We start from the raw sequence: 12,703 nt of genomic DNA, 5'->3' as shown, positions 1-12,703 counted from the left end.
CGTTATAGAAATCAGAACAACAAAGAGCGAAAGCTAAAATTCAGCTATGCTCCAATTAAATTACCTGCTTTAAAAGATACTGAATTAACTATGGTAATTGTCAGAGGACATGGTATTAATCCAACTATGATTATCACAAACTTAAATCCTAATTCTAAGCGACTTACTCTGGCAGTTTTAAAAGCGTATATTAAAAGATGGAGAATTGAAGAATATTTTAGGTTTAAAAAACAAAAATTTGACTTTGAAAACTTTAGAGTTAGATCATTAAAGAAAATCAGAAATTTAGATTTAATTTTATCAATAGCCATAGGATTTTTAGCTCTTTTTTCCAATCAGAAAAAGACTAAGCTTAGGGTATTTGTTAAGAAAGTTTCAGAAAGAATATTTGATATACCAGACTTTGAATACTATGCTTTAGCTGATGGAATCAGAAAAATACTGGCTAAATCCTATACTGGAATAGCTTCTTTTTTAAAGAGTTATTACAAAAAACGACGATCACAAAAGAGATTAAGGCTTTCTTTACCATTATGACAGTAAGGATAGTTTTTGCTATTTTAAAAAATGGGGAAACTACTTAAAAATAAAAAGAGTTTTTCCAGCACCAGACATCATTTACAATTAAACTTAAATTGCGCCTTAGTGTGCCAGAAAAACTCCGCTTTAGATCATTAATTTTACATCAATTATTCTACTTCAACTAATTCGTCTGCTAATTCTTCAAACATGGTACCATCTTCTTTTACAAGATCAAGATTGCGATAATATTTCATACCGGTACCAGCTGGAATTAGCTGACCAATAATTACATTTTCCTTCAGTCCCAGAAGTGGATCAACTTTCCCTTCTAGAGAAGCTTCAGTTAATACTCGAGTAGTTTCCTGGAAAGAAGCTGCCGATAAGAAAGAATCTGTAGCAAGTGAAGCTTTAGTTATTCCCAGTAATTCTGGTTTTGCTATAGCTGCTTCACCATCTTCAGCGGCAAGTTTTTTGTTAACTTCTCGATAATCATATCTATTAACCAGGCTGCCTGGTAATAAATTACTATCACCGGGTTTAACAACCTTTAATTTTTTCATCATCTGGCGAACTATTACTTCAATATGCTTATCATTAATTTCTACACCCTGAGAACGATAAACATTTTGTACTTCTTCAAGTAAATAATTTTGAACAGCTTTTTCGCCTTTTACTTTTAAAACAACATTAGGATCAAGAGGACCTTCAGTTAATTTATCACCAGCAGTCACATAATCGTTATCCTTAACAATCATTTTTGACCCATAAGGAATTTTATATGTTTTCTTCTTGCCATCTTCGTTTTCTACCACAACGCGTTTAGAATTTTTCTTTTCAATTATTTTAACATAACCATCACGTTCAGTCATAATTGCCTGACCTTTTGGAGTACGACCTTCAAAAAGCTCTTCTACTCTAGGCAGACCTTGAGTGATATCATCACCAGCTACTCCACCTGTATGGAAAGTACGCATTGTCAGCTGAGTTCCTGGTTCTCCAATTGATTGGGCTGCGACAATACCAATTGATTCACCAATATCAACGACATCTCCTGTCGCAAGGTTACGTCCATAGCATTTGCGGCAAACTCCATGTTCCGCTTCACATGTTAAAACAGAACGAATTTTAACCTTAGTGATGTTTGCTGCTTCAATTTTATCCATTTTTTTACGATCAATTAAGTCATTATTAGCTACAATAACTTCATTGCTTTCGGGATCAATAATATCTTCAGCTGCAAATCTGCCAATACATCTTTCTGACAGTGGTTCAACAGCAGTTTTACCTTTAGCTCCAATCGCTTCTACATAAATGCCTTCTTCTGTTCCACAGTCATCTTCTCGAACTATTACATCCTGAGAAACATCAACTAACCTTCTAGTTAAATAACCAGAGTCTGCTGTTCTTAGAGCTGTATCAGCTAGACCTTTACGCGCACCATGAGTAGATAAGAAATATTCCAGTACATCAAGCCCTTCCCGGAAACTTGAACGGATAGGAACATCGATAATACGTCCGGAGGGATCTGCCATTAAACCCCGCATTCCAGCTAATTGTGAAATCTGAGATGTATTACCACGAGCACCAGAGATAGCCATAATGTAAATGTTATTATCTTCATCAAGGTTATCCAATAAAGCGCCTGTAACATCATCTTTAGCTTTATTCCAGATATCAACAACTTTTTGATAACGTTCGTTTTCAGTAATTGCTCCTCTGCGATAATGAGCTTCTATTTCATGAACCTGCTCTTCTGCAGTAGAAACAATTTCCTGTTTAGTTGGCGGGATTACAGCATCACTAACTGCAATGGAAATCCCAGAACGAGTAGCATAATCATAACCCATTTTTTTAATATTATCAAGAGTTTCAGCTGTTTTATCATTTCCAACATCTTCGTAGAATTCTGTAATTAAATCACCTAATTCACTTTTACCAATTCTTGCATTAACATAATCAACTTCCGCTGGTAAAGCTTCATTAAATATAATTCTACCAATAGATGTATCGATTAATTCGCCATTTAGTCTGACTTTAACCGGAGCCTGTAGATGAACGCGCTTAGTATCATAAGCCTTAATAGCTTCATCACTATTGGCAAATATTTTGCCAGCTCCTTTTTTATCTTCTTTGATTGTAGTCAAATAGAATACTCCTAAAACCATATCCTGAGTAGGTATAGTAATAGGTCTTCCATCTGATGGATTAAGCAAATTAGTAGTTGCCAACATCAATAGTCTTGATTCTGCCTGAGCTTCTACAGATAAAGGTAAATGAACTGCCATCTGATCACCATCAAAGTCAGCATTATAAGCTGTACAGGCAAGTGGATGTAATTTAATAGCTTTACCCTCAACTAATACCGGTTCAAAAGCCTGAATACCTAGTCTATGCAGGGTAGGCGCCCGGTTTAAAAGGACTGGATGATCTTTAATTGCTTCTTCAAGAATACCCCAGACAGCTTCATCAACTTCTTCAACCATTCTTTTAGCATTTTTAATATTGTGAGCATGTCCTTCAGCAACTAAACCTTTCATAACAAATGGCTTAAATAACTCTAAAGCCATTTTTTTAGGCAAACCACACTGATGCATTTTTAAATCTGGACCAACTACAATAACAGAACGTCCAGAATAATCAACCCGTTTCCCAAGTAAATTTTGACGGAAACGTCCCTGCTTACCTTTTAGCATATCACTTAATGATTTCAGAGGTCTATTACCTGCTCCAGTAACCGGACGGCCACGACGGCCATTATCAATTAAGGCATCTACTGATTCTTGCAGCATTCTCTTTTCATTACGAATGATAATTTCTGGTGCTCCAAGATCGAGCAGCCTTTTTAATCTATTATTACGATTAATGACTCTTCTATATAAATCATTTAGATCAGAAGTAGCAAAGCGGCCTCCATCAAGCTGAACCATAGGTCTTAAGTCAGGAGGAATTACTGGAATAACATCCAGAACAAGATTAGCTGGATTTAGACCTGATTCCAGCAGACCATCCATAACTTCTAAACGACGAACAGCTCTTTTGCGGCGCTGACCACTTGCTTCTTTAATTTCTTTTTTTAATTCTTTAACTTCTTGCTCAACATCAATTCTGCCCAGCAATTCTTTAATTGCTTCTGCTCCCATAGCAGCTTTAAATGAACTGCCATATTTCATTTTAGCTTCCCTATATTCACTTTCAGGCAGGAGTTGTTTTGCACTTAAGGGGGTATCACCAGGATCGGTAACAATATAATGGACAAAATAAATTATTTTTTCCAAGGCCCGGGGCGACATATCCATAATTAGCCCAAGCCGACTGGGGATACCTTTGAAATACCAAATGTGGGTACATGGTGCAGCCAGCTCTATATGCCCCATTCTTTCTCTTCTTACTTTGGATCTAGTTACCTCTACTCCACAACGATCGCAAACAACACCTTTATAACGGACCCGCTTATACTTACCACAGTGACACTCATAATCTTTAGTAGGACCAAAGATTTTTTCACAAAAAAGCCCATCCTTTTCAGGTTTTAAAGTTCTATAATTAATTGTTTCGGGTTTTTTGACCTCACCACGGGACCATTCACGGATTTGCTCTGCAGAAGCAACTCCGATCCGCATCGAATCGAAATTATTCACATTTAACAAGGGTCTCTCCCCTTTCTTTAGTAAAATTATTCGTCATCTTCATCATTATCACGACTTAATTTTAAGTCCGTATCTAGACCAAGTTTTTGGGCTGTTTCCATCATTTCATCTTCATTCTCAGCAACCTGTAATTCCTGTTCATCAGAAGTAAATATTCTGGCATCAAGACCCAGACTCTGCATTTCTTTAATTAATACTTTAAATGATTCAGGAATACCAGGATCAGGAACATTTTCTCCTTTGACTATTGCTTCATATGCTTTAACCCGGCCTACAACATCATCAGATTTAACTGTTAGCATTTCCTGTAAGGTATAAGCAGCACCATAAGCTTCTAATGCCCAAACTTCCATTTCACCAAAGCGCTGTCCACCAAACTGAGCTTTACCTCCCAGAGGCTGCTGGGTAACAAGAGAATATGGGCCAGTTGAACGAGCATGTAATTTATCATCAACCAAATGATGTAATTTAAGAATATACATAACTCCAACAGTAACGCGACGTTCAAATCTCTCACCTGTTCTGCCATCATAAAGAACAGTTTTACCATCCCGATCAAGACCGGCTTTTTCTAAAATATCTTCAACTTCTTTTTCAGTAGCACCATTAAAAACAGGAGTTTCTGTATAAATCCCTAATGCTCTAGCGGCCATTCCTAAATGAGTTTCCAGAACCTGACCTATATTCATCCGGGAAGGTACACCCAGTGGATTAAGAACTACTTCAACAGGTTCACCATTTGGCAAAAACGGCATATCTTCTTCTGGTAATATTCTTGAGATAACACCCTTATTACCATGGCGACCAGCTAACTTATCTCCTACAGATATCTTCCTTTTTGTTGCTACATAAACTCTAACTAAGCGATTAACTCCTGGTTTCAAATCATCGCCCTGTTCTCTAGAAAACACTTTTACATCAACTACTATTCCTTCTTCACCATGAGGAACTTTTAATGATGTATCTCTAACTTCACGAGCTTTTTCACCAAAAATAGCACGCAGTAATCTTTCTTCAGCAGATAATTCAGTCTCTCCTTTTGGAGTAACTTTACCAACTAGAATATCGCCTTCCTCAACTTCAGCTCCTACTCTGATAATACCTCGTTCATCAAGATTTTTAAGAGCATTTTCTCCAACATTAGGAATATCGCGAGTAATTTCTTCTGGTCCTAATTTAGTATCCCTAGCTTCTGCTTCATGTTCTTCAACATGGATAGTTGTAAAAGCATCTTCTTTAACTAGATTTTCACTAATTAGAATAGCATCTTCATAGTTATATCCTTCCCAGGGCATAAAGGCAAGTAGCGAATTCCTGCCCAAAGCCATTTCACCTTTATCTGTAGATGGACCATCAGCAATAATTTCGCCTGCTTCCACTACATCTCCTTTAGCTACAATTGGCTTTTGATTCATACAGCTACCCTGATTAGATCGTTTATATTTCATTAATTTATAACTATCTATTAAACCTTCTTCATTTTTAATCATAATCTTATTAGAAGTTACACTAACTATTTCTCCGCCTTTTTTAGCAACAATAACTGCTCCTGAATCCTTAGCAGCTTTGTATTCCATACCAGTTGCTACCATTGGAGCATCAGTAATCATCAGCGGAACTGCCTGACGCTGCATATTGGCACCCATTAAAGCCCGGTTAGCATCATCATTTTCCAGGAATGGTATCATAGCAGCAGAAACCCCTACCATTTGCTTGGTAGAAACATCCATATAGTCAATATTTTCTGGATGAACTTCTAAAATATCAGATCTTTTCCTACAAATTACAAATTCACTAGCAAAATTGCCCTGCTCATCTATTTCAGCATTAGCCTGGGCTATAATAAATTTATCTTCTTCATCAGCAGTTAAATAGTCAATTTCATCAGTAACTTTGGAATCAACTACTTTTCTGTATGGTGTCATGATAAAACCAAACTCATTTGTTTTAGCATAAGTACCCATTGTACCAATCAAACCAATGTTAGGTCCCTCAGGAGTTTCAATCGGACAAATTCTACCATAATGGGAATGATGCACATCACGCACATCAAAACCAGCTCTTTCCCGACTTAAACCACCTGGTCCCAGTGCAGATAATCTTCTTTTATGGGTTAGCTCAGACATTGGATTAGTCTGATCCATAAATTGAGATAGCTGACTACTACCAAAAAACTCTTGGATAGAAGCAACAACTGGTCTTGTATTAATTAATGCCTGTGGAGTTACTACATCTACATCCTGAATGGTCATCCGTTCTCTAACGACTCTCTCCATTCTGGAAAGGCCAATTCTAAATTGATTCTGTAATAATTCTCCAACTGTTTTTAAACGTCTGTTACCAAGATGATCAATATCATCAATAAAATATTCCGGATCATTGTAAATAAGTTTAATCATATATTTTACAGTTGCTACAATATCATTTATATGCAAATATTTACGGTCTTTATCAATATCTAATTCTAATTTTTTATTTAATTTATAACGACCAACAGCTGCTAGATCATATCTTTTATGATCAAAAAATAATGAGTTCAAAAGATTAGTAGCACTTTCTACTGTTGGTGGTTCTCCTGGACGAAGGCGTTTATACAATTCAATTAAGGCTTCTTCTTTAGATTCTGTATTATCTCTTTCTAGAGTATCATGTAGAACCTCTGAATCACCAAATTCACTAGTAATTTCTGAATCAGTTCCAAAACCAAGTGCACGTAACAAAACGGTTGATGGAAGTTTTCTTGTTCTATCAACTCTTACAGAAATTATTCTCTTTTTATCATATTCAAACTCTATCCAGGCGCCCCGATTAGGTATAATACTACCTGTAATTAAGCGGCGTCCATCTTTTGTTCTTTCATCACTAAAATAAACACCAGATGATCTTACTAATTGATTTACCACAACTCTTTCAGCACCATTAATTATAAATGTCGCCTTATCAGTCATTAACGGGAAATCACCCATAAAGACTTCCTGTTCTTTAACCTCTCCTGTTTCTTTGTTAATTAATCTAACTTTTACCTGTAAAGAAGCCGAAAATGTGGCATCTCTATCCCGACATTCTTCTACCGAATACTCAGGATCCTCCAGATAATAATCAACAAATTCTAAGACCAGATTTTCTGAAAAATCTTCGATTGGAGAAATTTCTTCAAAAACTTCTTTTAAACCCTCTTCTAAAAACCAATCATAAGAGTTTAATTGTGTATAAATCAGATCTGGCAAGTCCATCGCGTCATCAATCTTACTAAAACTATATCTTTCCCTTGCCGTTGACATCATTGCACCCCCAGGAAATTCTTAATAATTAGCTGAAACTATCCCATCATAATCATATTCTTATTTACCTTATAGACATCTAATAATGATAGCACAGGAATCAAAACTTGTCAAGGATAATTCAAAAATAGAATTCTCCCTTGATTAATAACCTGCCTACTACTCATTATCTTCATATAAAATATAAAATAGCTAAATTTAAATATTAATTGTTAGTTTATATTTTTTATGAAAATAATTAATAGCAACTAAATTTAAGAGAGAATTCTATTGCTTACGAGAAAAAATAGTCCTACTGTTTAATCACAGCAGGACTATTAATTATTAAAGTTAACAGGAACAATTATTTTAATTCTACAGTTGCTCCAGCTTCTTCTAATTTTTCTTTCATTTCTTCTGCTTCTTCTTTGCTTACAGCTTCTTTTACATTACCTGGAGCGTCATCAACAACAGCTTTAGCTTCTTTTAATCCTAAACCTGTTAATTCACGAACAGCTTTGATAACTTTAATTTTCTTACCACCAATATCAGCTAAGAAAACATCAAATTCTGTTTTTTCTTCTGCTCCACCATCAGCTGCTCCACCAGCTACTCCAGCTACTGCTACAGGAGCTGCAGCACTTACACCAAATTTTTCTTCTAATTCTTCAACTAATTCACTAAGTTCTAAAACACTCATTTCTTCAATTGCAGTAATAATTTCTTCTTTAGTCATTATAATAATCCTCCTTAATTTTTTTAAGCTTTTTCTTCTTTAATTTGACTTAATACTTGAACTAGGCCGCGAATATTACCCTGCAGCACGTTGACCAATCCAGAAAGGGGTGCTTTCATGCCTGCAAAAGCCTTTGCAAGTAGTTCTTCTCTGGATGGAATCTTAGCTAACGCTTCAACTTTATCTTTATTAATTATTTCACCATTTAAAAAACCAGCTTTAATTTCTAAAATTTCGTGGTCTTTAGCAAAATCTACTAAAACTTTAGCGGGAGAAACAGCATCTTCCTCACCAAAAGCAATAGCTGTTGGTCCGGAAAAATATTCTGTAACTTCTTCCATATCAACATCATTGGCAGCAATTGTAGCCAGAGTATTTTTAACAACTTTAAATTCAACTCCAGCCTCTCTTAACTTGCTTCTTAGTTCAGTCATTTCAGCAACATTTAAACCTAAATAATCTGCTATTACAAGAGATTTAGCACTGCTAAATTTTTCAGTAAGTTCTTTTACAACCGCTTCTTTTTCTGGTCTTGCCATATTTTCACCCCCCTTAGCTAGAACTTAAAATAACTATTAACCTATTGATAGCTCAATTTCAGCTTGAGCTTTTAGACAAAAGTTAATTTAAGCAAACATAAAAAAACCTCCCGCAGACAGACAGGAGGTATATAATTGCAAATTCATTTGCAGAATCTCACTAACCTCGGCAGGAATTTAAGCAACAATGCCCCTGCTGTCTTCGGATGACTTATTTACTTGTCTCAATAACTATAACACAAAAAATCTATCAGGTCAATACCTTTTAGCGACCAATAATTGTTAAAGTTGCTGCAGGATCAATTTTTACACCTGGTCCCATGGTTGGGGAAATTGCCAGTGTTCTAAAAAATTTACCCTTAGCTGCTGCTGGACGTTCTTTTGCTAAAGTATCCATAATTTTACGATAGTTATTTAATAACTGATCTACAGAAAATGATGCTTTGCCAATTGGCAAATGAACTATTCCTGTTTTATCTACCCGATACTCAATTTTTCCAGCTTTAAATTCTTGCACAGCTTTTTCTAATTCAAAAGTTACAGTACCAGCTTTAGGATTTGGCATTAAACCTTTTGGTCCTAAAACTCGACCCAGACGACCAACAACACTCATCATGTCTGGAGTAGCAATTGCTAAATCAAAATCCAACCAGCCACCTTCAATTTTTTCAGCTAGTTCTTCAGCACCTACAAAATCAGCTCCAGCTTCTTCCGCCTCTTTAGCTTTTTCACCTTTTGCAAAAACAACTAAAGTAATTTCCTGACCTGTACCTTCTGGTAAAACAACTGTACCTCTGATATTTTGATCAGCATGTTTTGGATTAACACCTAGCTTGGCTGATAATTCTACTGTTTCATCAAAATTAGCTGTTGCAAGTTCTTTAACTAAGTTAAAAGCTGCTTCAGGTTCATATAAATTTTCACGGTTATATTTTTCTAAAGCCTCTGCATAACGCTTACTTTTTGCCATTATATTTCCTCCTCTGTGGTTTTAGCGGAATCTTCCTCCCACCGAATTAAACTCTTAATTATTCAACAACAATACCCATACTTCTTGCTGTGCCAGCGATCATGCTCATTGCTGCTTCTACACTACCTGCATTTAAATCCTGCATTTTAGTTTCAGCAATTTTTTGCACAGCTGCTTTGCTTACTGTAGCAACTTTTTTTACATTAGGTTCTCCAGAAGCAGTATCAATACCAGCAGCTTGTTTCAATAACACTGCAGCTGGTGGAGTTTTAGTAATAAAATCAAAAGAACGGTCTTGATAAACAGTAATTTCTACTGGAATAATTGTTCCTTGATTTTCTTGAGTTTTAGCATTAAAAGCCTTGCAAAACTCCATAATATTAACACCATGTTGACCTAAAGCTGGTCCGACTGGTGGTGCAGGGTTCGCCTGTCCTCCAGGAATCTGTAATTTAATAACAGTCATAACTTGTTTAGCCATTTAAAACACCCCTTTCTTCAAAATATAAAAATTATCTTTAGCTAACTAAATTAATTAGCAATTCAATTTATAAAAATTAGTGTTTTTCAATTTGTGAAAATTCTAATTCTACTGGAGTTTCACGCCCAAACATTGAAACTAAAACTTTAGCTTTTCCCTGTTCAGGATGAATCTCTTTAATAATACCATCAAAATCTTCAAATGGTCCATCTTTTACAGTAACTTTTTCACCAAGTTCAAAGTCAACTGAAACTTTCTTAGCTTTCTCACCCATATTATTTAAAATAGCTTCTACTTCTGATTTTTCAACTGGGAGTGGTTTAGTTCCTCCACTAACAAATCCAATTACACCAGGAGTATTTTTCACTACATACCATGATTTATCATTCATATCCATCTGTAATAAAATATAGCCGGGGAAAATGCGTTTTTTTACAACCTCATCTTTACCTTTTTTCTTTTCAATTGTTTCTTCAGTTGGAACTAGAATCCTAAAAATACTATCTTCCATACCTGTACTGGCTATTCTTTTCTCAAGATTTGCCTTCACTTTTCTTTCGTGTCCAGAATAAGTATGCACAACATACCAGGGGACATCTTCTTTTACGTTAATTTCATCATTAAGCTTATTTTCTTCATTCATATTTAAGGATTCTAAATAGAATCCTCACCTCCTCAATTAAGAAATTAATGGAGTAATTATATTAGCCAGTGCCAGATCTATAATCCCAATGAAAGCTATCAAAGCAACAACAGTGATTATAACAACTATTGTATTCGAAGTAATTTCTTCTTTGTTTGGCCAGTTAACTTTTTTCATTTCAGATTTAACCTGTTTAAAAAATTTAGCAATTTTACCAAAAAACCCGAGTTTTTTTGCCATTTTCAAATCACTTCCTCAGCTAAAGTATTAATCCTATTTTGTTTCACGATGGAGGGTGTGCTCCTTACAAAATTTACAATATTTCTTAAGTTCAAGTCTATCACTAGTATTCTTCTTATTTTTTTTGGTAGAATAGTTGCGGTTTTTGCATTCTGTACATTCAAGTGTAATAATTTCTCTCACCGTAAATCCACCTCCTCAATCAAACAACTGATGCCTATTAAGTAGATTTTTTCAAGTTATCTAATTAAACTATCAGGACATTTCAGTTTTCTTGCAGTAATTTTTCTGATTCTTAACCTTAATTAATTTACCATATATCAATTAAAATGTCAATGTTTTTTAGAAAAAAAGCATGTGCAGGAGTTCCTGCACATGCTATTGAATTTAATTTAAGTTTTAAAAATTCAACAATAAAGAGTAGTTTAAAACTTAAGCAAAATAGTTCTACTCAATAATTTCAGTAACAACTCCAGCTCCAACTGTATGTCCACCTTCACGAATTGCAAAACGTAATCCTTCTTCCATTGCAATCGGAGTTATCAATTCGCCAGACATTTCAATGTTATCTCCTGGCATTACCATTTCTACTCCTTCTGGTAAATGAATTGATCCTGTTACATCTGTTGTACGGAAGTAAAACTGAGGTCTGTATCCATCAAAAAATGGTGTGTGTCTTCCACCTTCATCTTTACTTAATACATATACCTCTGCATTAAACTTTGTGTGAGGTGTTATACTGCCTGGTTTTGATAATACCTGGCCTCTTTCTATATCTTCTCTTTTTACACCTCTTAATAATGCTCCAATGTTATCTCCTGCTACTGCTTCGTCTAACAGTTTACGGAACATTTCTACTCCTGTTACTACTGTTGTTGTTGTATCTTTTATTCCTACTAGCTCTACTTCATCTGATGGATGTAATGTTCCTCTTTCTACACGACCTGTTGCTACTGTTCCACGTCCTGTAATTGAGAATACATCTTCTACTGGCATCAAGAATGGTTTGTCTGTATCTCTTTCTGGTTCTGGAATATAACTATCTACTGCTTCCATAAGTTCGATAATCTTACTTCCCCATTCTCCTTCAGGATCTCCATTTTCCAGTGCTTTTAATGCTGATCCTACTATTACTGGAATATCGTCTCCTGGAAATTCATATTCGCTTAATAATTCTCTTACTTCCATCTCTACCAGTTCGATTAATTCTTCATCGTCTACCATATCTGCTTTATTTAAAAAGACTACGATTGATGGTACTCCTACCTGTCTTGCTAAAAGAATATGCTCTCTTGTTTGAGGCATTGGACCATCTGCTGCTGATACTACCAGAATTGCTCCATCCATTTGAGCTGCTCCTGTGATCATATTTTTTACATAGTCAGCATGTCCCGGGCAATCTACGTGAGCATAATGTCTTGTTTCTGTTTCATACTCTACGTGAGAGGTTGCTATTGTTATTCCTCTTTCTCTTTCTTCAGGTGCATTATCTATTGTATCAAACGCCCTTACTTCTGCCCCTCCATAATTTGCTAATACTGTTGTTATTGCTGCTGTCAGTGTTGTTTTTCCATGGTCAACATGGCCTATGGTTCCTATGTTAACATGGGGTTTTGTTCTTTCAAATTTTGCTTTTGCCATTTTTCTTCCTCCTTAAAATTTTAT

At 35.4% G+C, this 12,703-nt stretch carries 11 protein-coding genes and 1 other annotated feature; of the genes, 1 reads left to right on the top strand and 10 read right to left on the bottom strand.

Going from position 1 to position 12,703, the window contains the following annotated elements:
• A partial coding sequence (locus tag BMZ74_RS13415; protein ID WP_143070140.1) for a transposase occupies window positions 1-537 on the top strand: 537 nt, incomplete at its 5' end.
• 152 nt (window positions 538-689) lie between these two features.
• On the opposite strand, the gene rpoC is transcribed toward BMZ74_RS13415, so the two are convergent.
• The 10 genes from rpoC to tuf all read right to left on the bottom strand — a co-directional run bounded on the left by rpoC (window position 690) and on the right by tuf (window position 12,679).
• Window positions 690-4,169, bottom strand: a complete 3,480-nt coding sequence (gene rpoC, locus BMZ74_RS13410; RefSeq protein WP_089862725.1) for a DNA-directed RNA polymerase subunit beta' — start codon at window positions 4,167-4,169, stop codon at window positions 690-692.
• A 26-nt stretch (window positions 4,170-4,195) separates the two neighbouring features.
• On the bottom strand, window positions 4,196-7,450 hold the full coding sequence (rpoB, locus tag BMZ74_RS13405; protein WP_089862724.1) for a DNA-directed RNA polymerase subunit beta: 3,255 nt from the start codon (window positions 7,448-7,450) through the stop codon (window positions 4,196-4,198).
• 343 nt (window positions 7,451-7,793) lie between these two features.
• On the bottom strand, window positions 7,794-8,165 hold the full coding sequence (rplL, locus tag BMZ74_RS13400; protein WP_089862723.1) for a 50S ribosomal protein L7/L12: 372 nt from the start codon (window positions 8,163-8,165) through the stop codon (window positions 7,794-7,796).
• A 23-nt stretch (window positions 8,166-8,188) separates the two neighbouring features.
• The gene (gene rplJ, locus BMZ74_RS13395) at window positions 8,189-8,704 is read right to left on the bottom strand and encodes a 50S ribosomal protein L10 (protein ID WP_089862722.1); all 516 of its coding nucleotides are present in this window, start codon (window positions 8,702-8,704) and stop codon (window positions 8,189-8,191) included.
• Window positions 8,705-8,795: 91 nt separating this feature from the next.
• Window positions 8,796-8,928: a sequence feature (ribosomal protein L10 leader region), on the bottom strand.
• A 41-nt stretch (window positions 8,929-8,969) separates the two neighbouring features.
• Entirely contained in the window at window positions 8,970-9,674 is a 705-nt protein-coding gene (gene rplA / locus BMZ74_RS13390) for a 50S ribosomal protein L1 (protein WP_089862721.1), read from the bottom strand.
• Window positions 9,675-9,732: 58 nt separating this feature from the next.
• Entirely contained in the window at window positions 9,733-10,155 is a 423-nt protein-coding gene (gene rplK / locus BMZ74_RS13385; protein ID WP_089862720.1) for a 50S ribosomal protein L11, read from the bottom strand.
• A 76-nt stretch (window positions 10,156-10,231) separates the two neighbouring features.
• Window positions 10,232-10,798, bottom strand: a complete 567-nt coding sequence (nusG, locus tag BMZ74_RS13380) for a transcription termination/antitermination protein NusG (protein ID WP_089862719.1) — start codon at window positions 10,796-10,798, stop codon at window positions 10,232-10,234.
• A 36-nt stretch (window positions 10,799-10,834) separates the two neighbouring features.
• The gene (secE, locus tag BMZ74_RS13375) at window positions 10,835-11,038 is read right to left on the bottom strand and encodes a preprotein translocase subunit SecE (RefSeq protein WP_089862718.1); all 204 of its coding nucleotides are present in this window, start codon (window positions 11,036-11,038) and stop codon (window positions 10,835-10,837) included.
• 33 nt (window positions 11,039-11,071) lie between these two features.
• Window positions 11,072-11,221, bottom strand: a complete 150-nt coding sequence (rpmG, locus tag BMZ74_RS13370) for a 50S ribosomal protein L33 (RefSeq protein WP_089862717.1) — start codon at window positions 11,219-11,221, stop codon at window positions 11,072-11,074.
• A gap of 264 nt (window positions 11,222-11,485) precedes the next feature.
• Entirely contained in the window at window positions 11,486-12,679 is a 1,194-nt protein-coding gene (gene tuf / locus BMZ74_RS13365; protein WP_089862383.1) for an elongation factor Tu, read from the bottom strand.
• Window positions 12,680-12,703 lie beyond the last annotated feature (24 nt).

This window comes from Halanaerobium salsuginis (assembly GCF_900114545.1).
Lineage (GTDB): Bacteria > Bacillota > Halanaerobiia > Halanaerobiales > Halanaerobiaceae > Halanaerobium > Halanaerobium salsuginis.
The sequence above is the reverse complement of the archived record's forward strand: the minus strand, read 5'-3'. Positions and strand labels throughout refer to the sequence as shown.